This window comes from uncultured Faecalibaculum sp., from assembly GCF_910588395.1.
In the GTDB taxonomy this organism is placed as follows: Bacteria; Bacillota_I; Bacilli_A; order Erysipelotrichales; family Erysipelotrichaceae; genus Faecalibaculum.
Genome location: NZ_CAJUPA010000023.1, coordinates 18,566 through 40,889 on the forward strand (window position 1 = coordinate 18,566; position 22,324 = coordinate 40,889).

The 22,324-nt window shown below is 56.5% G+C and carries 24 protein-coding genes and 1 other annotated feature; of the genes, 19 read left to right on the top strand and 5 right to left on the bottom strand.

Annotated elements, in window-relative coordinates; genetic code table 11:
- Positions 1-104: 104 nt before the first annotated feature.
- From QZ305_RS07500 to QZ305_RS07515, 4 genes are all read left to right on the top strand, one after another.
- Positions 105-335 (top strand): MurR/RpiR family transcriptional regulator, encoded by a 231-nt coding sequence (locus QZ305_RS07500; protein WP_294731106.1) that lies wholly within the window; start codon positions 105-107, stop codon positions 333-335.
- Positions 336-413: 78 nt separating this feature from the next.
- On the top strand, positions 414-938 hold the full coding sequence (locus QZ305_RS07505; RefSeq protein WP_294731107.1) for a MurR/RpiR family transcriptional regulator: 525 nt from the start codon (positions 414-416) through the stop codon (positions 936-938).
- A 146-nt stretch (positions 939-1,084) separates the two neighbouring features.
- Positions 1,085-1,570, top strand: coding sequence for a VOC family protein (locus QZ305_RS07510; RefSeq protein WP_294731108.1), 486 nt, complete (start codon positions 1,085-1,087; stop codon positions 1,568-1,570).
- Positions 1,567-2,550 carry a Gfo/Idh/MocA family protein gene (locus QZ305_RS07515; RefSeq protein WP_294731109.1) on the top strand — a complete coding sequence of 328 codons (984 nt, stop codon included), beginning with the start codon at positions 1,567-1,569 and terminating at the stop codon, positions 2,548-2,550. Before QZ305_RS07510 ends, QZ305_RS07515 begins: the two co-directional genes overlap by 4 nt.
- A 108-nt stretch (positions 2,551-2,658) precedes the next feature.
- Here the strand turns inward: QZ305_RS07515 and QZ305_RS07520 are convergent, their stop codons facing one another.
- Together QZ305_RS07520 and QZ305_RS07525 are read right to left on the bottom strand one after the other, a co-directional pair.
- Entirely contained in the window at positions 2,659-3,435 is a 777-nt protein-coding gene (locus QZ305_RS07520; RefSeq protein ID WP_294731110.1) for a Cof-type HAD-IIB family hydrolase, read from the bottom strand.
- A gap of 72 nt (positions 3,436-3,507) precedes the next feature.
- The gene (locus QZ305_RS07525) at positions 3,508-4,470 is read right to left on the bottom strand and encodes an AraC family transcriptional regulator (protein ID WP_294731111.1); all 963 of its coding nucleotides are present in this window, start codon (positions 4,468-4,470) and stop codon (positions 3,508-3,510) included.
- 215 nt (positions 4,471-4,685) lie between these two features.
- On the opposite strand from QZ305_RS07525, the gene QZ305_RS07530 reads away from it, so the two are divergent.
- The 3 genes from QZ305_RS07530 (at position 4,686) to QZ305_RS07540 (ending at position 6,609) form a co-directional block, all read left to right on the top strand.
- Positions 4,686-4,994, top strand: coding sequence for an autorepressor SdpR family transcription factor (locus QZ305_RS07530; protein ID WP_294731112.1), 309 nt, complete (start codon positions 4,686-4,688; stop codon positions 4,992-4,994).
- Entirely contained in the window at positions 4,951-6,021 is a 1,071-nt protein-coding gene (locus QZ305_RS07535; protein ID WP_294731113.1) for an SdpI family protein, read from the top strand. Before QZ305_RS07530 ends, QZ305_RS07535 begins: the two co-directional genes overlap by 44 nt.
- Positions 6,022-6,084: 63 nt before the next feature.
- Positions 6,085-6,609, top strand: a complete 525-nt coding sequence (locus tag QZ305_RS07540; RefSeq protein ID WP_294731130.1) for an LURP-one-related/scramblase family protein — start codon at positions 6,085-6,087, stop codon at positions 6,607-6,609.
- A gap of 98 nt (positions 6,610-6,707) precedes the next feature.
- Here QZ305_RS07540 and QZ305_RS07545 read toward each other — a convergent pair whose 3' ends face one another.
- On the bottom strand, positions 6,708-7,370 hold the full coding sequence (locus QZ305_RS07545; protein WP_294731114.1) for a hemolysin III family protein: 663 nt from the start codon (positions 7,368-7,370) through the stop codon (positions 6,708-6,710).
- A gap of 179 nt (positions 7,371-7,549) precedes the next feature.
- On the opposite strand from QZ305_RS07545, the gene QZ305_RS07550 reads away from it, so the two are divergent.
- The 7 genes from QZ305_RS07550 (at position 7,550) to QZ305_RS07580 (ending at position 18,003) form a co-directional block, all read left to right on the top strand.
- Positions 7,550-10,468, top strand: coding sequence for an AAA family ATPase (locus QZ305_RS07550; protein ID WP_294731115.1), 2,919 nt, complete (start codon positions 7,550-7,552; stop codon positions 10,466-10,468).
- A gap of 93 nt (positions 10,469-10,561) precedes the next feature.
- A complete protein-coding gene (gene ftsY / locus QZ305_RS07555) occupies positions 10,562-11,539 on the top strand; it encodes a signal recognition particle-docking protein FtsY (RefSeq protein WP_294731116.1) in 978 nt (325 codons plus the stop codon).
- Positions 11,517-11,831 (top strand): YlxM family DNA-binding protein, encoded by a 315-nt coding sequence (gene ylxM / locus QZ305_RS07560; protein WP_294731117.1) that lies wholly within the window; start codon positions 11,517-11,519, stop codon positions 11,829-11,831. The genes ftsY and ylxM overlap by 23 nt, the downstream gene beginning before the upstream one ends.
- A 221-nt stretch (positions 11,832-12,052) precedes the next feature.
- Positions 12,053-13,246: an acetate/propionate family kinase gene (locus QZ305_RS07565; protein WP_294731118.1), complete on the top strand. Its 1,194-nt coding sequence runs from the start codon at positions 12,053-12,055 to the stop codon at positions 13,244-13,246.
- On the top strand, positions 13,239-14,174 hold the full coding sequence (locus QZ305_RS07570) for a bifunctional oligoribonuclease/PAP phosphatase NrnA (protein ID WP_294731119.1): 936 nt from the start codon (positions 13,239-13,241) through the stop codon (positions 14,172-14,174). Before QZ305_RS07565 ends, QZ305_RS07570 begins: the two co-directional genes overlap by 8 nt.
- 239 nt (positions 14,175-14,413) lie before the next feature.
- Positions 14,414-14,707: a rhodanese-like domain-containing protein gene (locus QZ305_RS07575; protein ID WP_294731120.1), complete on the top strand. Its 294-nt coding sequence runs from the start codon at positions 14,414-14,416 to the stop codon at positions 14,705-14,707.
- Positions 14,708-14,901: 194 nt separating this feature from the next.
- Positions 14,902-18,003 carry a DNA polymerase III subunit alpha gene (locus QZ305_RS07580; protein WP_294731121.1) on the top strand — a complete coding sequence of 1,034 codons (3,102 nt, stop codon included), beginning with the start codon at positions 14,902-14,904 and terminating at the stop codon, positions 18,001-18,003.
- Positions 18,004-18,138: 135 nt separating this feature from the next.
- On the opposite strand, the gene QZ305_RS07585 is transcribed toward QZ305_RS07580, so the two are convergent.
- Positions 18,139-18,690, bottom strand: coding sequence for a chromate transporter (locus QZ305_RS07585; protein WP_294731122.1), 552 nt, complete (start codon positions 18,688-18,690; stop codon positions 18,139-18,141).
- Complete coding sequence (locus tag QZ305_RS07590) at positions 18,680-19,219, bottom strand: chromate transporter (protein WP_294731123.1); 540 nt, start codon at positions 19,217-19,219, stop codon at positions 18,680-18,682. Before QZ305_RS07590 ends, QZ305_RS07585 begins: the two co-directional genes overlap by 11 nt.
- Positions 19,220-19,313: 94 nt before the next feature.
- Here QZ305_RS07590 and QZ305_RS07595 point away from each other — a divergent pair, with 94 nt between their 5' ends.
- The 5 genes from QZ305_RS07595 to obgE all read left to right on the top strand — a co-directional run bounded on the left by QZ305_RS07595 (position 19,314) and on the right by obgE (position 22,237).
- Entirely contained in the window at positions 19,314-19,766 is a 453-nt protein-coding gene (locus QZ305_RS07595; protein ID WP_294731124.1) for a VanZ family protein, read from the top strand.
- A 98-nt stretch (positions 19,767-19,864) separates the two neighbouring features.
- Positions 19,865-19,935 (top strand) — a sequence feature (ribosomal protein L21 leader region).
- Between the two features lie 14 nt (positions 19,936-19,949).
- The gene (gene rplU / locus QZ305_RS07600) at positions 19,950-20,252 is read left to right on the top strand and encodes a 50S ribosomal protein L21 (protein ID WP_294731125.1); all 303 of its coding nucleotides are present in this window, start codon (positions 19,950-19,952) and stop codon (positions 20,250-20,252) included.
- Positions 20,253-20,567 (top strand): ribosomal-processing cysteine protease Prp, encoded by a 315-nt coding sequence (locus QZ305_RS07605; RefSeq protein WP_294731126.1) that lies wholly within the window; start codon positions 20,253-20,255, stop codon positions 20,565-20,567.
- 2 nt (positions 20,568-20,569) lie between these two features.
- Positions 20,570-20,851, top strand: a complete 282-nt coding sequence (gene rpmA, locus QZ305_RS07610; protein ID WP_067556119.1) for a 50S ribosomal protein L27 — start codon at positions 20,570-20,572, stop codon at positions 20,849-20,851.
- Between the two features lie 105 nt (positions 20,852-20,956).
- Positions 20,957-22,237: a GTPase ObgE gene (obgE, locus tag QZ305_RS07615; protein ID WP_294731127.1), complete on the top strand. Its 1,281-nt coding sequence runs from the start codon at positions 20,957-20,959 to the stop codon at positions 22,235-22,237.
- Positions 22,238-22,324: the final 87 nt, after the last annotated feature.

The window sequence follows — 22,324 nt, forward strand, 5'->3', positions numbered from 1 at the left end:
CTTCGGCAGGTGAAGCTTTTTTTCAGCGGCTGAATGTCTGCAGCCGGTCAGCTGCCGGACGAAGTCATCTGCCTGAAAACGGATGGGCAGGTTACAATGAGTTCATGAAGATTGAAGAAGCATTCCGTTCAGCATCTTTTTCCGGGGCGGAAGAACAGGCAGCAGCCTGGATGATGGAACATCCCCATCAGGCAGCCGGCATGACTGTCCGCGAGCTGGCTGCAGAAGTCTATGTTTCTCCGGCGACGATTCTTCGTGTGGTTCACAAGTGCGGCTATCAGGGATGGCGTCAGTTTTCAGCGGATCTGCTGCTGTATTCAGAATCAGTCAAGTAGCAGCCTGTATCCATCAATATGTCCCGGCCGTTTGGACAGCAGGGATCAGCAGCAGCCATTGTCTCTTCCATCAGGTCTTTGTTTGAACAGACAGTCCGGGAAGCAGCTGCCCTGATTTCCCTGAAGGATGTGGAGCAGGCTGCAGGCGTTCTTTCACAGGCTGACCGGATCTTTGTTTTTGCCAGAGGCGATTCTTCGCTGACTGCCCGGTCTTTCATGAACAAGCTGGTGAAAGTGAACATCCATCCCATTCTGGCCACGGAATATGGTCAGGAAATCGAGGAAAGCTGCAATATGCGTGCCGGAGATGTGGCCCTCTTTGTGTCCTATCACGGTCAGACCCGCAGTCTTGTACGCTGTGCATCCATCCTCCGGGAAAAATCCGTTTTCTCCATCCTTGTGACAAAGGAAGGAATCAGCCCGCTGGCACAGAAGTGCAGGCTGGTGCTGCCGGTTCCAGCCCATGAAGAGATGCGGCGGATTGCCAATTTTCACTCCCGCATTGGCATGGAATTCATCCTGGATGTGCTGTTTTCCGTGTTTTATCAGCGCAGTTATGTCCGCTTCGAACAGCACAAATCCATGCTGGATCAAAGCCGCTGAAACATTGTTTGAAGTTTCAGCGGCTTTTTGTCTCTGCCGGCAGAACATTCAGCCAAATCAGCCGGCACACCTTTTTTTCCGGAGTGCTGGAAGGATATGGTGTGGGTGCAGAAATCACCTGGAAGATGGACAAAGGAGGAAACGACATGTCATACAGCAGTTTGATGCACATTGCTTTTCATACAGACCGGATGGATGAAATGGTCAGGTTCTATACTGAGGTTCTGGGCGGAAAGCTGAAAGTGGTGACCAGATTCGGTGCCTACCTGGAGCGGGATGACCGTCCGGCCATGCAGGCGGTGGCCAGACTCCGGCCGGATGATGTATTCAATGTCTATGTGGAACTCGCACCGGGTCAGTTCATTGGATTTTTTCCGAAGAAACCGGGTCAGAAGGACCATACCGGCTTCAACGAACACCTGGGATATTCACACTTTGCCCTGTGTATCCCGGATATCCGCACAGCTATCCGGGAACTGGAGAAGAGGGGATTGTCCTTCGACACATCCCTTTCCAAAGGACCCTCGGAGACCTGGCAGATCTGGGCACATGATCCGGATGACAACAAGTTCGAGATCATGCAGTTTACAGACAGTTCCTGGCAGGTGACAGGACATGGAGTGACGGAATGAAACTCGGAATCATAGGAACCGGGCAGATTGTGCAGGAGTTCCTGCCGGAACTGGTGAAGCTTCCGGGACTTGAGGTAAGAGCCCTGCTTTCCACACCAGGATCTGTCGGAAAAGCCACCGACCTGGCGCAGGCCTGGGGCGTTTCCGTCGTGGTGACAGATTTCCAGGATCTTCTCAGTCAGGGAATCGATACCGTCTATATTGCAGTTCCCAACCATCTGCATTTCGACTATGCAGTGAAAGGGTTGCAGGCAGATCTGCATGTGATTGTCGAGAAACCAATGGCGGCCAGTGCCCGGCAGGCAGAGATCATGGCGGATCTTGCAGACAAAAACAGAAAAATTCTGCTGGAAGCCGTGACAGTCGGCACGCTGCCTGCTTTTGAAAAGATCCGGAACTGGTTGCCCCGGATCGGTGAAGTGAAAGCTGTCTCCTGTCAGTATCTCCAGTATTCCCGGCGGTACGATGCGTTCAGAAGAGGGGAGATCCTGCTGGTGTTTGATTCTGCCAAAGCCGGCGGGGCATTGATGGATCTGAATACGTACAACCTGCATTTTGTGCTGAATCTGTTTGGCCGCCCGCAAAGCACCCGCTACCGGGCTGTGGTGGAAAACGGCATCGATACAGGCGGCACACTCCTTCTGACGTATCCCGGCTTTCAGGCGGTCTGCACAGCAGCCAAAACCTGCAGTGGACCTGGTCAGTGCATCATTGCCGGGACAGAAGGAACCATCGTCACCTCACAGGCTGCCAGCGTCCTGGGAATGGTGGAGCTGACGTTGCGTACCGGAGAGCGGGAAGTGTTTGAACCGGCAGCTCAGTCCCGGGTTGTGCCGGAATTCCGGCGGTTCATGGAAATTGTGGACGGTTACCGGCTGCAGGAAGGGAAGGAACGCCTGGCAGTGTCACTGGCAGCTGCTGCCATTCAGACAGTGTCCAGAGAACAGACTGGCATCCTGTTTTCCGGGGATCAGGGATGAACGGGAAGCCGGAGAAATCCCGGGCGGCATGCTGAAACCGGAAATCTGAAAACAGAAAGCCGATGGAGAACCCGAATCCTCCATCGGCTTTTGAAACCGGCTGGCTGGTCAGATCCAGCCTTGTTCTTTGCAGTAGCGCCAGATTCCTTCTTCCCAGACAGCCGGACAGATGTCATCCGCAGCGGCTTTCAGTTCCTCCAGCGCATTGCCCATGGCTACACCGGTTCCCACTGTCTCCAGCATGTCCAGATCATTGCAGCCATCACCGAATGCCGCAGCCTGAGCCGGATCCAGATGAAAGTGATCCAGAATGGCCCGGACACCTGCTGCCTTGCCGCCGTTTGCCGGAATCACATCCACTGCCCGGTCCCACCACCAGGTGATCCGGGAGCCGGGGGCGTTTTTCACAAGACCGGGCCAGTCTTCCGGTCGGCAGCCAATCATCATCTGGAATACATCCTGTCTGCAGACCTGTGCAAACCGGCTGGAGACTTCCGGCGTGATGTTCGCCACCTGCAGATACTCCCGCAGGTCATCATCCAGACCATTGGCCATGATCTCCTGCAGAGTGGCAATGGAGACCGGCCGGCCGATATCAGCCGCATTGGCAATGACCTGCTGCACATCTGCCGCTGGTATGGGATTGCGCCAGATTACCTGATCGGACGAATAACACAGAGAGCCATTGAAGGTCAGGGTCGCATCGAATTCCAGTCCGTCGAATTCCGGCAGTTCCATGGGTGCCCGTCCCGTTGCCAGCGCGATGCGGATGCCCTTCTGCTGCAGGGCTTTCAGCGTATCCTGTGTCCGCTGTGTCATCCGATGGGTCTGCGTATCAATCAGTGTTCCATCTATGTCGAAAAAAATGATGGCTGGTTTTTTCATATCTGCACCTCTGTCTTTTCCTCCTGCAGCAGTTTCCGGATACCGGCTGCAGGGTGGAAACTGCTGTACCTGTCAGGATATGGACTTTTTTATCTTCCGGCTATCGCAATCATGCCTGGTTGTATCGGATTCCTGCCATCTTTTCCTCCAGTTCCCGGGTGTACAGCCAAATGCACAGCGAAACTGACTGGAAAAACAGCTGGCGGATGCAAAACCGCAGTCGGCGGCAATCCGGGTGATGGAGTCCGGAGTCTGCACCAGAAGCCGGCAGGCTTTCTGAAGCCGGAGACTGCGGATGTATGACAGCGGTGTGGACTGCAGACAGTCCCGGAACAGCCGGTAACAGCTGCGTTCGCTGATGTGGGCTGACAGGGCCAGATCATGGACAGTCAGCGGCTCTGTCAGATGCTCCTGAATGAAAACCAGGATGGTTTTCAGCTGCAGATCTTCCGCTTTCTCCCGGCTGCGGGTCATGCTGCCGCAGCTGACTGTGACAAACGGAAGCAGATCCAGCCAGATGTCCGTAAGCTGCCGGCGTCGCAGCAGTTCGTAGCCGAAGATGGATTCATCCAGATCAAAGGACTCTCTGATTCGCCGTATGATGCGGGTGCACTTCGGATCCTCCGGCAGCAGGCAAAGCAGCTCCAGTCCGGAACTGTCTGTCACTGGCTGAACATAGCGGGCATACAGCTGCCCTGGAATCTGCGGGGTGATCAGCTCCGGTTCAAACAGATGGAGCAGCTGAATCACCGGTTTGCTGTCTGCAGGAACCTGCGTCCGGTGGAGCACACCGGTATTCACCAACCCGCAGGCCCCTTCCGGCAAGACAATTTTCTGATGAGCGGTTTGGTATTCCAGAGATCCCTGTTTCAGATAAAACAGTTCCAGTGCCCGGTGCCAGTGCCAGCAAACGGCATCCGGATGATCTGCATCCAGTCTGACGCAGCTTGAAAGACAGGGAAAATCCGGGAGACACACCGGCAGGCGTTCCTGATTGCCGGAACCCATCAGCTGTACGCTGGATACTGTTTCCATGGTTCCACCTCCTGCAGGCTATTGCTGCTGCTTTAATCAAATATCAGAAATCCGGGATTGGGAAGGAAAAACAGAATGACTTTTCCAGACCTGGTCTGGCTTGACTTGTGACCGGGCAGTGATAAGATGACCTCAGATAACAAATAATCGATATGTTATGTAAAGGGCCAGCCGCACGTATCAGTCCGCTGACCGGAAGACAGGGAGGACACCATATGCCTGTGGATACCACACTCAAAGCCCTGGATGATCCCATCCGCCGGAGAATCCTGCATCTGCTCAAAGATCACGCCATGACCGTCAGCGAACTGGTATCGCATTTTGACATATCACAGCCAGCCATATCCCGGCACTTGTCGATCCTGAAAAAAGCCGGTCTCATCCGGGACAGCCGCCAGGGAAAATATGTGCTGTATTCCCTGAGCACCTCGGTCCTGGAGGAAATGATTCTGTGGATCCGGGAGCTGAAAGGAGAAGCCGATGAAACAGCAGTTTCAAACGTACAGGAAAGAGCTCATCGCTGAAAGCCTGATCCTGCTTCTGCCATCCCTGGCTGGCCTGGTCCTTCCCGGTTCCCGGTCCGATTTGCTGCGGCTGGAATGGCAGTGGTTTCTGCCTGCCTTCAATCTGGCCGTCTGCTGGGACACCTTTCTGATTGCTGCAGCTCTTCCGTCATGCGGAACTCTGCCCCCGAAAACCCTCACGTCTTTCTTCCGACTGCTCACCGTCTTTCAGACCGCCATCTGCCTGATCATGATGGCGCTGGATTACGGCAGTCAGTTCAATGTCATGACCCTGGTCAACGGCATCACCGCTCTGCTGTTTCTGCTCATCGGCAATCTGCTGCCGAAAACCGGCCCGAATTCCATCGTTGGCATCCGCACCAGCTGGGCCCTGCAAAGCGAAGACTGCTGGAATCATACCCAGAGACAATCCGGAAAGCTTCTGGTGTTCTGCTCCCTGATCATGCTTCTGTGCTGTTTCATGCCCGGCTGGCAGCCGCTTGCTCTCTACTGGACAGCGCTGACGGCAGCCCTGGCCGGATCAGTCTGGATCTCCTGGAACTATGCGAAGAACCACCCTGCCACACCGGCTGCCTCCCTGCAGAACCCGCAGGAGAAAAAAGCGGAAAAAACAGCAGCCATCATCACAACGGTTCTGCTGCTGTTCGTGGTTCTGAGCGTAGGGGCGCTGATTGCATTGTCCGATTACCAGGTGGAGTTTCTGCCGGACCGGCTGGTCCTGGATGCCAGTACGGCGTCTGATGCCTCAGTGCAGTATGCGCAGATCCGGTCCATGGACCTGGTCAATCCAGAGGATCCGCAGGCGGCTGCCGGCTCGAAGGTCATCGGCTACAATGGATTCGGTCTGGAGATGGGAACCTTTGACAACAGCCTGTACGGGCGGTATCAGCGCTATGTACGGGGGGATGGACCTGTGATCGTCATCCGGAGCAAACAGGAGACCATCGTCTTCAGCGGCAGAAACGCCGGTGAGACCCGTGAGATGTTTGAAGAACTGGAAAGCCGGGTCCGGAACGCAGTTCACTGAATCCACCCAGGCGTCTTTATTCTCTGCTTTGTTCTCTGCCGTTCTGACAAATCTTCAGTTTCTCTGTACGAACACACAGCCCGCCGGTACACTGAATGCATGACACATTCTCTTTATATTAAGCAGAAACTGTTTTCTCTCTGGGGCCGCTATACCGTGGAAAATGCCGCAGGTCAGGTCGTATACACAGTCCAGGGCGAACCTTCTCTGACCCGAAGACAGAAAATCTTTGATGACAGCGGCCATCAGGTGGGCGAACTGCACAAAGCCCTTCTTTCCTGGCTCGACCGGTTTGAAATCAGCATTCATGGCAGGCCGGCGGGAACGATTCAGCAGAAATTCGGATTCCGGCCGAAGCTGGAACTGGATTATTTCGGCTGGCAGGTCCGGGGAGATATCTGGGGCTGGAATTATGACGTCCAGGACAGCCGGGGTGCGGTCATTGCCCGAATCCGCAAGGAGCTGTGGCATTTGACAGACCACTATGCGATTCATTACGACGATTTGCAGTGCGGCCTTCCGCTGCTTCTGCTGGCACTGGCCATCGACTGCATCTGTGATGCCAATGCAGCTGCCGCAGGCAGCTGAGAGCCGGGGCATCCATTGCCACCGGAAAACCGGTTCTGACTCGCTGTGAGAAACAGAACCGGTTTTTTTGCATGCTGCCACGAACGGACAGCCGGGATCTACATGAAATACAGGATCGCAATCAGATGACAGATGCTGGCCAGCACAATGAAGATGTGCCAGGTGAAATGGAAAAACCGTTTCTGGGGATTGTTGTAGAAGAACACCCCTATGGTGTACATGACGCCGCCCAGGACGATGAAAAACAGAAACAGCCAGCTGGATTCCCGGAGCAGAGTCGGCAGAATGGCCAGAGCCAGCCATCCCATGATCATGTAAATGGTCAGTGACAGCGCCTTGAGCCGCTTGTTGGTCAGGGACTTCAGGAGAATGCCGGCCAGCACCATGCTCCATTCAACGGCAAGGACTGTCCAGCCGATCCAGTTGTTGAGCATGACCAGACAGATCGGCGTGTAGGTCCCTGCAATCGCCAGCAGGATCATCATGTGGTCCAGGCGCCGGAATACGGATTTGTAGGGTGTGCCGTAGGGCATGATGTGGTAGAGGCAGCTGGTGCCGAACATGAACATCATGGAGATGAAATAAATGGAAATGCCCCAGGCACCGGGTACATCCCACATCAGATAGGCGCGGATGGCGTAATAAGGGAGGGTGAAAAGCAGTGCGAACATCATCACACCGTGACTGATGGCATTGCCGACTTCTTCCCCAAAGGACAGCCGGAAGGGCTGATCCATTCGTTTGGATTCTTCGTGTTTCATGTAAGGGAATATATCATCATCTGGTATTGAAAACAAGATATGCGGATATTGGATAATGTCGGTTCTGCCAGGTGTGCATCAGCCCCCCGCAGCGTCACGCCCCGGCAAGTCTGCCGATTCCTTTTTGCGGGAGAATTCCCGGCAATGGTATACTGTTTTTTCAGGCAGGAGGTGGCCAATTGTTTCTCAAACGCATAGAACTGCAGGGTTTCAAAAGCTTTGCGGACAAAACCGTGCTGCAGTTCGATCAGGGTGTGACAGGCATCGTAGGTCCCAATGGCTGCGGCAAGTCCAACATCAACGACGCCATCCGCTGGGTCCTGGGCGAGCAGAGCACGAAATCGCTGCGGTCCGGCTCGGCCATGAGCGATATCATATTTTCAGGCAGCGAGGTGCGCAAGCCGGTGAACCTGGCCAGTGTGTCCCTGGTGTTTGACAACACAAACCGGGTGTTTGCCACGGATTTTGACGAAGTGGAAATCACCCGGGTCATCCGCCGGAACAAGGATGCACAGTACCTCATCAACCGTACGCCCTGCCGGCTGAAGGATGTGACGGACCTGGTCATGGATACCGGACTGGGCCGGGATTCGCTGTCCATCATTACCCAGGGCAACATTTCCTCCTTTGCGGATGCGCGTCCCGAGGAACGCCGGAGTCTGTTCGAGGAAGCTGCCGGAGTGGCAAAGTACAAAAAGCGGAAGAAGACCTCTCTGGCAAAACTGGAGCAGACCCAGGCCAATCTGGACCGGCTGCAGGATATCCTGGATGAACTGGAGCGGCAGCTGGGTCCACTGGAAAAACAGGCGGAGAAAGCCCGGCGCTATATCACGCTGCGGGATGAACTGGCGGCAATCGAAATCACGGTCCTGGCAGACGAGATCGGAACCCTGAAGGATCAGGTGGATGCCCTGGAACGGGACATCGAACAGAGCCGTCAGGAGGAAAACCGCCTGGGCAGCGAGATCACCCTGCAGGAATCCCGCATTGAATCCCTGCGGCAGGAAACCGCCGCACTGGATGTCCGGATTCTGGAGGTTCAGAAGCAGTATGCCGCCAGTCTGCAGGAACGGGTGGGGCTGGAAAAGCGCAAGGCCCAGCTGGATGAACAGCGCAGACGGCTGATGGAAAGCGGATCCGACGAAGACCGCCGGCAGCAGCTGCAGGCGCTGGTGCAGGATGCCCGGATGGAATACGAAGACCGGCTGGACCGGCTCAACGGGCTGCAGAAACAGCGGCACCAGAAGGAAAAGGAACTGCAGGAGCTGCAGGAAGAACAGGAACGCTGGATGCAGAAAACCGCGGGTATCCGGAACCGGCTGCAGGATCTGCAGAGGCGGCAGGATACGATACAGGCCATGATCCGGCAGCCCTATGCCCATCAGCAGGGGGTCAATGCAGTGATGAAAGCCCGGCAGTCGCTGCAGGGCATTGAAGGCACTGCAGCCGGTCTGCTGCATCCCTGCCAGGGAATGGGGGCTGCGGTGAATGCGGCTCTGGGCGGCGCTGTTTTCAACATCATCACGGAAGATGAAGCCTCGGCCCGTCAGGCGATCCGGTTTCTGAAGCAGAACCGCTCCGGCCGGGCGACGTTTCTGCCCATGAGCGTCTGCCGTCCCCGGTATCCTGGCAAAGATCAGGAAACAATTGCGGCTTCGGCTCCCGGGGCTGTGGGCTGGGCTTCGGATCTGGTCACCTGCGATGCGCGTTATGAGAGTGTCCGGGACCGCCTGCTGGGGAATATTTTTGTGTGCGACACCCTGGAGCACGCCAACGAGACTGCCCGCCGGCTGAAATACAAGATCAAGATCGTGACCCGGGACGGGGACATTGTGCATACCGGCGGTTCCATGACCGGGGGCAGTCAGAAACAGGGAAGCAGCCTGCTGACGCTGCAGGATGAGAGCCGGAATCTGGAGCAGAAAATACAGGAAGCCGAGGCCCGGGCGGATTCCTGCACCGAAAATCTGGAACCTCTCAGACGCCAGGAGCAGACGCTGAAGGAAGAACTGGTGGGGCTGCAGGTGGAGGCGGCGAAGCTGGAAAACATCGCCGCTTTGAAAAAGGAAAAATATGAAAACCTGAAGAGCCAGCTGGCGGCGGCGGGGGAAGAAGAGGACAGACAGACAGCCAGCGACAGTCTGACAGCCGAACTCTCCGCCATGCACCGCCGGATTGACGAACAGGAAGCCGACATGAACACGCTGCAGCAGCGCCGGCGGGAAACAGGGGAAACCCTGTCCCGGGCAGAAGCCGAAACCCGGCAGCTGCAGCAGTCCCTGAACCGGATCCGGAACGAAAGCCACAAGGGGGAAGTGGCGGCAGCTGGTCTGAAGTCAAAGCTGGAAAGCCGGCTGATGCGGCTGAACACCGACTACACCATGACCTACGAATATGCGCTGACCCAGAAAAAGGACGTGAATCTGGATCAGGCCAGAGCCCGGGTCGGTGAACTTCGGCAGGCTCTGCGGGAGATCGGAGCGGTGAATCTGGATGCACCGGAAGAGTACGATCAGCTCAATGCCCGCTATACCGATCTCTGCCGGCAGAAGGAAGACCTGGAAACAGCCGGCAGCCAGATCCGCAGCGCCATCAGCGAGATGGATGAAACCATGGCCACGCAGTTTGAAGAGATGTTTCACAGGATCGACAGCGAGCTGGACGGTGTCTTCTCGGCAATGTTCGGCGGCGGACACGCCCGTCTGATTCTCACCGATCCGGAGGATCTTCTCAATTCCGGTGTGGATATTGATGTGCAGCCTCCCGGCAAGCGGGTGAAAAACATCCAGACATTCTCCGGCGGGGAAAAGGCGCTGATCGCGATTTCTGTTCTGTTCGCGATTCTGAAAGCCCGCACGATGCCCCTGTGCATTTTCGATGAAGTGGAAGCGGCGCTGGACCAGGCCAATGTGGAACGGTTTGCCCGGTATCTGTCGAAGTTCAAGTCGGATTCCCAGTTCATCGTGGTGACCCACCGGCCGGGAACCATGGAACAGTGCGACGACCTGTACGGCGTGACGATGCAGAAAGACGGTGTGTCCACGATTCTGAAAGTGAAGCTGGAGGATGCCAGGGCACTGGCCCAGGACAACGCCTGAGGATCCATTCCGGATTGATGCACATGCCTGTTTTAGCCATAATGATAAAGGCACACCAGCCCGGCCTGGCCGGGAACATGAGAGGAGTACAGAATGGGCTTTTTTTCCAGACTGAAGGAGAAGTTCTCCCGCAGTGAAGACAAGGACAAATACCTCAGCGGTCTGACGCCATCCCGAAAAACCTTCGGCGACCGGATCCGGGCTCTGAGCAACAACTATCACGGCATTGACGATGAGCTGCTGGAACAGCTCATGATCATTCTGCTGGAAAGCGACGTGGGAATTCACGCCGCGCAGAAAATCGTGGACAATTTCGAGGAGCGCTCATCGGAAATCCGGAACTATGGCTCCATGGAGGAATACTTCATTCAGATCCTCCGGGACTTCTATGATGAAAGCATTGTCCTGCCCCTGAACATGGAGCAGGATGTGCCGGTGGTCATTCTGATGGTGGGCGTCAACGGTTCGGGCAAAACCACCACCACTGCCAAGCTGGTGAAGTATTACCAGGATCAGGGAAAGAAAGTCTGCGTGGCGGCAGCGGATACCTTCCGCGCGGGTGCAGTGGATCAGATCGACACCTGGGCACAGAGGCTTGGCGTGGAATGCATCAAGGGCCGCGCCAATCAGGATCCTTCCAGCGTGCTGGTGGATGCCTGCCGCCGGGCGAAGGAGATCAATGCGGACATTCTGATTGCCGATACCGCCGGCCGGCTGCAGAACAAGCAGAATCTGATGAACGAGCTGACCAAAATGCACCGGGTCTGCGAGCGGGAAATCGAAGGTGCACCTCACGAAACCTGGCTGGTGCTGGATGCCACCACCGGCCAGAACGGCATCATGCAGGCCCACCAGTTCACGGAAGCCACCAACGTCACGGGCATCATTCTGACCAAGATGGACGGCACCGCCAAAGGCGGCGTGGTCATGGCCATCCGGGATGGTCTGGAACTGCCGGTGCGTTTTCTGGGTCTGGGGGAAAAGCCGGAGGATCTGCGGCCTTTTGACCTGGATCTGTATCTCTACGGCATCACGCAGGGACTGGAAGATGACGCGGATCGAAGCGAATGACCTGTTCGACATCTACGGCGGACTGCTCACAGACCGGCAGCGTCAGATCCTGACGCTGTCCATCCAGGAAGATCTCAGCTTCGGGGAGATCGCCGCGGAGCTGGGCATTTCCCGGGCGGCGGCGGCAGATGCGGTAAAGCGGGGAGAGACGCTGCTTTGCCAGTATGAGAAGCAGCTGCACATTCTGGCTGTCAGACAGCAGGTGCTTGCACTGGTGGCAGACCAGCCAGCACTTCAGGACAGGATCCGGCGGCTCTATGCCACCGGGACTGCAGAACTGTTGATTGACTGAAGCAGAAAGGCGCCCGGTTTTCCATGAAGGAACCGGGTGCTTTTTCCATGGGCGGCAGCTGATGATGCGGGATACAGACTGCTGCCGGGTTCCGGCTGACTGGTGAAAAAACGGACAAATGAAAGCCCGTGACAAGGGTGTTTCAATCGCCTCACTTCTTTATGATCCCCTTGCATCAGGAGTATAATGAGATGGATATGAATAAATAAGGAGGAAACTCTATGAGTATCGTCATGAGTGTAAATGCGGGAAGTTCGTCCCTGAAATTTCAGGTGTTTTCCATGCCTGAAGAAAAAGTGCTGGCCAAAGGGCTGGTTGAGCGGATCGGACTGCCGGATTCCATCTTTTCCATTACTGTGGATGGCAAAAAAACAGAAACCGTCTGCGATATCCCCGACCACAAAGTGGCTGTGGACATGCTGATCAAGGCCCTGATTGACAGAGGTGTTGTGAAGGATCTCAGCGAGATTGAAGCCGTTGGTCACCGGATGGTGCATGGCGGCGAATACTACAGCGATTCCGTCAAGGCTTCCCCGGAAGCGGAGGCAAACTTCGAAAAATGCATTCCGCTGGCACCGCTGCACAACCCTGCCGGTCTGGTGGGCTACCGCAGTTTCCGGGATGCGCTGCCGGAAGCCAGCCACACCTTCGTGTTTGACACCGCCTTCCACCAGACGATGCCTGAAGAAAACTATATTTACCCCATTCCCTACGAATATTATGAAAAAGACCACATCCGCCGCTATGGCATGCACGGGACAAGCCACAAGTATCTGACAGAACGCCTGGCCGAGATCCTGGACAAGCCGGTGGAAGAGATGAACATCATCACCTGCCACCTGGGCAACGGTGGCTCCATCACCGCAGTCAAGAACGGCAAGTCCTTCAAGACATCCATGGGTTTCACACCGCTGTCCGGCATCATGATGGGCACCCGGTCCGGTGACATTGACCCGGCCATTCTCGTGTATCTCCAGAAGCAGTACGGTTACACAGCGCAGGAACTGGATGACATTCTGAACAAGAAATCCGGCATGCTGGGTGTATCCGGCATTTCCTCGGATTCCCGGGACATTGAAAACGCAGCGGAAGAAGGCAATGAACGGGCGATCCTGACCCAGAAAATCTTTGCGGACCGCATCATCGAAACCGTAGCCGGCTACTATGGTCTGATGGGCGGTGCGGATGCCATCGTCTTTGCAGGCGGCATCGGCGAAAACGCTGCCGGTGTCCGGGAGATGGTCTGCGATGGCCTGAAAGCCATCGGTGTCGAACTGGATCACGAAAAGAACAATGTCCGGGGCAGGGAAGTGCTGCTGTCTCCGGAAGATGCAAAAGTCAAGGTATGGCTGATTCCCACCAATGAAGAAGTCGTACTGGCCAGAGATGCCTACAAGGATCTGCTGAATGCTTGAAGAAATCTGGGAAAAAATCCAGGCAGCACCGGTCATCACGCTGTTTCGGCACGTGAATCCTGATCCGGATGCGCTGGGTTCCCAGCGGGGACTGAAACGGGCCCTGGAACACATTTTTCCGGACAAGCAGGTCTATGCTCTGGGAGATATGACCAAAGACGGCTATGAGATGGATCAGGTGCCGGATGAGGTGATTTCCGGTTCCCTGGCCATCCTGCTGGACACCAGCAACCGGGAACGAATCGATGCCGGGGACAAATATGCCCTGGCTGCCGAGACCATCCGGCTGGATCATCACGTGAAAGTGGAGGATCTGGCACAGCTGGATTATGTGGATGACAAGGCCTGCGCCACGGGGGAAATCGTGGCACAGCTGCTGGAAGCCAATGGGCAGCATCCCGGCGCTGCGTCTGCACAGGATCTGTACCGGGCTCTGGCGGCGGACAGTCAGCGGTACACCACCAGCAACACCCGGCCGGAAAGTCTGATGGCAGGCGCCTGGCTGATCCGGGAAGGGGCCGATGTGGTCCAGGATCTGCTGGCGGCAAACAGAACCACCATGGAAACCTGGCGCTATCAGAACCTGATCCGAAGCCGGAGTACGTGTATCGGAAAGTTCCTGTTTTCCGTGATGGAACCACAGGACTATCTGCAGCAGGGACTGGACGAGACTGCTGCCAGGGAAAATGTGTTTGCCCTGTCCGGCTGTGCCGAAGTAAAAATCTGGGCACTGTTCACCCGGTGCGTCGATGGGTCCTTCGCAGCCAGCCTGCGGTCCAGACAGCTGGAGGTCCGGGACATTGCCGAGACCTTCGGCGGCGGCGGTCACATCTGTGCTGCCGGGATCAAGGGACTGGACAATGGACAGCTCACGGAACTGATTGCAGCCCTGGCGAAACGAAGTCTGGAGCAGCCTGCGGCAGACTGAGTGCCTGAATACATTACAAACAGAAAATGGCCGGACACCCATGTATCGGAAACCGGCGGGTGTCCGGTTTTTTCTGCGGATTCCGGAAGCGGCTCGGTTACTCGCTGTATGCAACGGTCTCCGGATATGTGTGACAGGTCTTTTATTGCATACTGAAAAAGTATGGTTTCACCGGGTATCTGATGCTGATTGTCATGAGTGAAAGCGTACAATGCGGTAGAAGAAAGAAGGCGCATGAGATGGACAGCACCATTCAGACATATGACACAGACAAGCTGGTTCAGGAGGCAAAACAGGCGGGCGTGCCTGTCATTGATGTGCGCCCGGCGGATATGTACGAAGAAGGTCACATCCCCGGAGCAGTGAACATCCCTCTGGATCAGATCAAAAACGCAGATGTCAAACCCGGCAGTGTTCTGTACTGCATGACCGGCTATCATGCCGGCATGGCACAGGAAATCCTCCGTCGCCGGGGGATCAAAGCCACGGATATCGGCGGCATGGAATTTTACCACGGTCCGGTAGAGGCATAATTCCGGATTTCTTCTGAACAGACTGGATTCCTGGCCCGCAGCTGCTGCAGGTCAGGCTTTTTTGATCGTGACGCCCTGTCCAGGCAGCCGTGGCTGCCGGCATCGGCACTGCCAACCCGGTGCTGCCGGGGCGCAGGCTTTGTTTTCACAGAGTCCTGATTGCGTCAACAACCGGTTTTCGCTACCATAAAGATATGCTACACCTCCATACCCGGTCCTGCTGTTCGTTCCTGGAAAGTCCGCTGCGGCCGGCTCAGATAGCTGCCTGTGCCCGGGCGGCTCATATGACGGCGGCTGCCATTACCGACCATGACGCGATGTACGGTGTCATGGAGTTTCATCATGCCTGTCAGCAGGCACAGATCAAGGCTGTCTACGGTCTGGAAACGGAGGTGGATGGGGTCCGTCTTCTGCTGCTTGCCCGGGATGATGCGGGTCTGCAGACACTGTATGCCTGGAATTCCCGGACGATGGAAAACCGGGTGATGCCTGCGGATAAATCCGCCGTGCAGCCGGATGAGACCCGGGAGCCGGCTGGTCAGTTTCCGGTATTTCCACATTGCATCACGATTGCTCTGGGTATCCGGGACCGGCTGGATGAGGCGCTGGCCCGTCAGGATGAACAGACGATACGTCAGATTCTCACCGGTCTGAAGGAGACGCAGGAAGAATTTGTCATGGCGGAGGCCATGATGGATGTGTCCGCCAGAAGGAACCGCCAGCTGTGGCTGGATGGCATTCTTCAGGATATGCAGCTGCCCAAGGCAGCGGTGTCCTATGTTCTCTATGAAAAGGAAGAGGATGCTGCGCAGCTCCAGGTGCTGCGGGCCATTGATCAGAACAAGCTTGCTTCGGATCTGACACTGGATGTGGCCTGGCACCGGCAGTTCCGGTCTCTGGCGGAAATGGAACACCTTTATTCGGCGGAAGCGCTGGAAACCGCCGCTGCACTGGAGGCCCGGCTGAACGTGACCATGTCCATGCAGAAAAGCAGTCTGCCGGCTTTTTCCAACAGACTGCATCTGGACAGCCGGGAGTTTCTGATCCGGCTGGCAAAAACCGGTCTGAACCGCCGGCTGCAGGGGCATGTACCGGACCGGTACCGCTCCAGGCTGGAGTATGAGCTGGATGTGATCACCCGGATGGGGTTCACGGACTACTTTCTCATTGTCTATGACATGATCCGCTTTGCCCGGTCCAGGGGCATGCTCACCGGTCCCGGGCGTGGAAGCGCCGCTGGCAGTCTGGTGGCCTGGAGTCTGGGCATTACCCACATCGATCCGGTGGCTTCCGGCCTGCTGTTCGAGCGGTTTCTGAATCCTGAACGGATTTCCATGCCGGATATCGATACGGATTTTCCGGATGACCGCCGTGAGGAAGTGGTGGCATATCTGCGGGAAACCTACGGTCCGGCTCATTCGGCGCAGATTGCGGCGTTTTCCAATCTGAAAGCCCGGGCTGTGCTGCGGGATGTGGCGAAAGCCTACGGGGTGCCGACGCGGGTAATTGATCCTGTCACCAGGCTGATTCCCAATATGCCCGGGATGACCATGGACAGGGCCTGGCAGACCATTCCTCGGCTGCGTACGCTGGTGGAAGTCAAGCCGGATCTGCAAAAGACCTGGGCCATGGCCCGGCAGCTGGAAGGTCTGCCCCGGCACATCACCACTCACGCTGCCGGCGTTGTGCTCTCGGATCAGGATATCCGGCATGTGGCGCCGCTGGTGTGGATGGACAGCCGCACCTGTGCCACGCAGTTTTCCATGGATTATCTGGAGGAGCTGGGTCTGATCAAAATCGATGTACTGTCCCTGCGCAATCTGACCATTGTCCGGGAAATACTCGATCAGATCGACCATCCGCCGGATCTGTACACCATGCCCACGGATGATGAAGCCACCTGGGCGCTGCTGGACCGGGCGGATACCACCGGTGTGTTCCAGCTGGAAAAAGAAGGCATCCGGCAGCTGCTGCGGGATATGCATCCCCGGCGGTTTGAAGACGTGGCTGTGGTGCTGGCACTGTATCGTCCGGGGCCCATGGCGGAAATTCCCCTGTATCTGCGAAACCGTGCCCATCCGGAATCCATCGTCTATCCCCACCCGCTGCTGGAGCCGGTGCTGAAGGAAACCTTCGGGGTCATGATCTACCAGGAGCAGATCATGGAAACAGCCCGGATCATCGGCGGGTTCACTCTGGGACAGGCGGATATTCTGCGCAAGGCGATGTCCAAGAAGAAACAGGATGTGATGGGGCGGTACCGGAATCAGTTCATGGAAGGCGCCGCTGCCAGGGGCATCGGGCCGCAGCAGGCGGCGGAGATTTTCAGCCTCATGGAAAAATTTGCCGGATATGGCTTCAACAAATCCCATTCCTATGCCTACGGACGGCTGGCCTGGGCCATGGCCTGGCTCAAGGCCAATCACCCGTTGCCGTTTTATCAGAGCATCCTGAATCATGTGATTGGTGCGGAGGTCAAAACCGGTCAGTATCTGTACGAGTGCCGGCAGAGGCAGATTCCGGTGCTGGGACCGGATATCCGCTTTTCCAAAGATCGCTGGCAGATTGAAAACGGCGGACTCCGGATGCCGCTGACGGTCATGAAAGGCATCGGTCAGGCGCTGATGCCCCGCATTGAGGCTGTGCAGCAGGCAGGTTCCTTTCCCGGGATCATCGACACGATTGCCAGACTGTGGGCGCAGAAGGTCAGCGAAAGTCAGCTGCGGACGCTGGCAGATGGCGGTGCCTTCGATTTCTACGGAGTGAACCGGGCTACACTGCAGGAAAACATGACCCGGATCCTGAACTATGTGCACATCATCCGGGTGGAGAAGGAAGAAGTCCTGTTTGACTATTCCATTGCCAGCGAACCGACACTGGTGAAGCACCGGGAAGATCCACTGGAGAAAAGCGCCAGGGAAAAGGCGGTCTTCGGATTTTACTTCTGCGAGCATCCGGTGCAGATGCTGCGACGGGGCCGCTTTGCCGCAGCGGACACCATTGCCGGGATCCAGGAACGCACAGGCTTTGTCCGGATCCTGGGCCGTGTGGCTTCCTATCATCCTCACAAGACAAAAAAAGGCGATCTGATGTGCTTTGTCACGGTGGAGGATGAAACCGGTCAGATCGATCTGGCTGTCATGCCGGATACATTTGCCAGGCAGCGGGAGCTGATTCTGGAAGGAACGCTGCTGTACATCCAGGGAAAAAAGGACCGCCCGGGATCTGTGCTGGTGCGGTCCATGGAAAAAATCGTACCGGCGCAGTATGCTCAGCCGGAACCGGGACAGGGCTGATCCCGGGCAGGGGAGTTGCCTCTGACCATGGTGGTCAGCCGGAAACTGCGGCCGGAGAAAACCGGAAGCCGGAGCAGCGCAGCTTCGGCTTCCGGTTTTTCTGAGAGACGCCTGCAGAGCTGAGGATATCCTGTTTCAGACGATGTGCAGCAGACCCAGTCCCAGCATGAGTCCCCCGGCAATGACCATGACCTTCACGGCACCCAGCCGGGTTTTGCGCAGCAGCACAAAGGAGAGAAGGAACAGAATCAGGGCCCAGCTGTCAAAGGAAGACAGCCCTTTGGGAAACAGAGCCGTCAGCAGCAGCTGGAGTCCGGCAGCGGCGATCAGTCCGGTGACTACCGGGCGCAGAGTTTTCAGGGTGGTATCCCACCAGATGCTGCCCCGAAGTTTTTTCCAGAGCAGCGCCAGCAGGGAAACGATGATCACGCTGGGGAAGATGCAGCCCAGGGTGGCAGCAATGGCCCCGGGAATCCCGGCAGTCTGCATGCCCACGAACGTGGCGCTGTTGATGGCAATGGGTCCCGGGGTCATCTGAGAGATGGTGACAAGGTCGGTGAACTGCGAAGTGCTGAGCCAGTGGTGGACCGTGACGGTCTGTTCCCGGATCAGCGGCAGGGCAGCATAGCCGCCGCCAATGGCGAAAAGCCCCACCTGGAAGAAAGCGAAAAACAGTTCAGCGAGCATGAACCTGCCTCCAGGCCCCTGCCAGTCCCAGCACAATGGCCCCCAGGATGATGTACATGACATTCACGCCCGCCAGGGAAAGCCCGCAGGCAACTGCAGCCAGCAGCAGCCAGAGGACGCTGTTTTTCTGCGGCAGGATCATGTCGGTGACGGCAGAGACAATCACTGCCGTCACCCCTGCCTGCATGCCTCGGAGCAGAAGTGCGGCATAGCGGTTGGAGATGAATGCCTCGTAAAACCGGGAAATGACACCGAGCACCAGCAGCGGCGGCAGAATCGTACCCAGCACCGAGACAAGCATGCCGGCAAATCCGGCGGTTTTCCAGCCCACCAGGATGGCGGTGTTGACGGCAATGGCGCCCGGCGCCGACTGTGCCAGGGCGATGATGTCCAGCATTTCCTCGTTGTCGATCCAGTGCAGCTTGTCCACGAAAGAATCCTTCATGAAGCCGGCAATGACGTATCCGCCGCCGAAGGTGCACAGACTGATGGTAAAATTGGTCCAGAATAGTTGAAAAAGCCTGTTCATGCAACAATTCTAGCAAACCGGTCCTGTCAGGGAGAACAGGAATACACTCTGCGGCCGGCAGCCGGCGGGCAGGGGGATAGGAGGCGATCCGGTCATGAAGACAAAGGAAGGAAAACGGTGGATATACACGCTGCTGACCCTGCTTGTCATGGCAGCCATCTGGCTGTTTTCCAGCGCCGATGGAACGCTCTCCGGCAGTCAGTCAGGCATGCTGGCCCGGCTGCTGTTCTGGATGGAGCCTGATCAGGCATGCTTTCTGGTCCGGAAAACGGCACATTTCACGATTTACCTGATTCTGGGATTCTCCATGAGCGGCGCCCTGAAGGAATGGGGTCTGAAACACAGGGGATGGCGACTGCTGCTGACGGTGCTGTGCTGCTTTCTCTATGCCTGCAGCGATGAATGGCATCAGACGTTTGTTGCAGGCCGGGCGGGGCAGTTCCGGGATGTCTGTCTGGATACGGCTGGCAGCCTCACCGGGAGTCTGCTGCAGCTGCCCGTATGGCAGCATCACTGGCGGCGAAAAAGCGGACCGGCTTGCGGCTGAGGAAAAGAAGCAGGATCATTCCCCGGAATGTTTCAGTTTGCAGTTTTTGTGATTGCGTTTGTCTGCGGCGCCTCCTATAATAGAAACGTTGCAGACTGTACTAACTGCAACCGCACAGAAAAGGTTGAAGCGGCCTGGCCGCACCTTGATGGCGAGTATCAGAATGAACAGGAGGTGCACAAGATGTACGCAATTATCGAAACAGGCGGAAAGCAGATCAAAGTGGAAGACGGCATGGAAATCTTCGTTGAGAAGCTGGATGCTCAGGAAGGCGAAACTGTAACGTTCGACAAAGTCCTCTACGTGGATGGCAAGATCGGACACCCCTTTGTGGAAGGCGCCAAAGTGACCGGCACAGTTGAAAAGCAGGGCAAGGGCCAGAAGATCACAATCGTGAAATACAAGCCCAAGAAATCTTCCACACGCCGGAAGCAGGGTCACCGTCAGCCTTATACGAAAGTGAAAATCGAAGCGATCCAGGCTTAAATGGTGCATGTGAACATAGGCGTATCCGGAGAAACCATCCGGTCCGTTTCCGTTTCGGGGCATGCCTGCAGCGGAGAATACGGACAGGATCTCGTATGCGCCGGCGTTTCCAGCATCATGACCGGAGCGCTCAATGCTCTGGACATTCTGTTTCCTGACCAGTGCCGGCTTGTCATGAGCGGCAACAGGATGGAAGCAGCCGCAGCATCCGGGAACAAACAGCTTCAGGCTGTGCTGCGGGCCATCGAAATCCAGCTGGAGACGATGGCAGAACAGTTTCCGGACAACATCAACGTCATAAGGAAAGAGGTGTAATCATGCGTTTTACATTAGACATTCAGTTCTTTGCCTCCAAAAAAGGTGTAGGTTCCACGAAGAACGGTCGTGATTCCCACTCCAAGCGTCTTGGCGCAAAACTGGCCGACGGACAGTCCTGCCACGCAGGTTCCATCATCTACCGTCAGCGCGGCACAAAAATTCACCCGGGTGAAAACGTTGGCCGCGGCGGTGATGACACACTGTTCGCGAAGGTTGACGGCGTAGTCAAGTACGAGCGGATGGGCAAGGACAGAAAGAAAGTTTCTGTTTACCCCGCGTAAGCAACCAGGCTGCCTTCCGGCAGCTTTTTTCGTGCGGTCATATGCTGGCGGTTGGCAATTTGGCGGCAGGGTACGTATCATTAGTGTGATTGGAGGAATTCCACCATGTTTACAGATCAGGTCAAGATTCACTTGAAAGCCGGCAAGGGCGGGGATGGTCTCGTCAGTTTCCGGCATGAAAAATATATTCCCTATGGCGGTCCTTTCGGCGGAGACGGGGGCGACGGAGGCGACATCATTTTCGAAGCCGATCCCGGCCGGACCACCCTGCTGGATCTGCGCTACAACCGGAAGATCATCGCAGAACCCGGCGGCAAGGGCAAAAACAAACGGATGCACGGCGCCAACGGTGAGGACAAAATCGTCAAGGTTCCTCTGGGCACCATCGTGCGCCGGGCGGAAACCGGACAGATCGTGGCGGATCTGACGGAAGCCGGACAGCAGGCGGTGGTGGCCAAAGGCGGCAAGGGAGGCCGGGGCAACTGCCACTTCAAGAGCAGCCGGAACACAGCACCGAAGTATGCGGAAGACGGCAAGCCGGGTGATGAATTCGATGCGCAGATCGAACTGCGCGTTCTGGCGGATGTGGGGCTGGTGGGATTCCCCTCCGTTGGCAAAAGCACCATGCTGGATGCTGTATCCCGGGCCCGTCCGGAAATCGGCGATTATCCCTTCACCACGATTCATCCCAATGTTGGTGTGGTGGAAACCGGCGATGGCCGTTCCTTCATCATGGCGGATCTGCCCGGGCTGATTGAAGGTGCCAGTGAAGGCAAGGGACTGGGTCATCAGTTCCTGAAGCACATTGAACGCTGCCGGGTCATCGTCCATGTGATTGACATGGGCGGAGAAGAAGGCAGGGATCCAGTGGAAGACTACCGGATCATCAACGATGAGCTGAAGGATTATCATCTGCGGCTGCTGGACCGTCCCCAGGTCGTGGTGGCCAACAAAATGGATGAGGAAAAAGCACAGGAGAACCTGAAGCGGTTCCGGGAAGCCTATCCGGATGTGGAAGTGTTCGAAACCACAGCCATCATCCACGAGGGACTGGATCCCGTGCTCAGACGGGCAGCCGATCTGCTGGCAACCACACCGGCGTTCCCCATTGAAGGCACGGAGGAAAACCAGGAAGGCGTTGTATACACCTTCGAAGAAAAGAAAAAGGAAGTTGTCATCGAGGAAGTGGAACCGGGTGTGTGGCAGCTGTCAGGTCCGCGGATCGAACGGAACTTCAACATCAGCAAGCTCAACACCGAAGAAGACTACTATCTCTTTGCGAACCGCATGCGCTATCTGGGCATCGACAATCTGCTCCGGGAAGCCGGCGTCAAGGACGGGGATACTGTCCGGATCGAAAACTTCGAATTCGAATTTGTGGAATAGTCAAAAGCGCTCACCCTGTCTGAGGATGAGCGCTTTCTTTGTGTGCCCGGCATGGCACATATCTGGGTGGTGAAAGTCCACTATGGG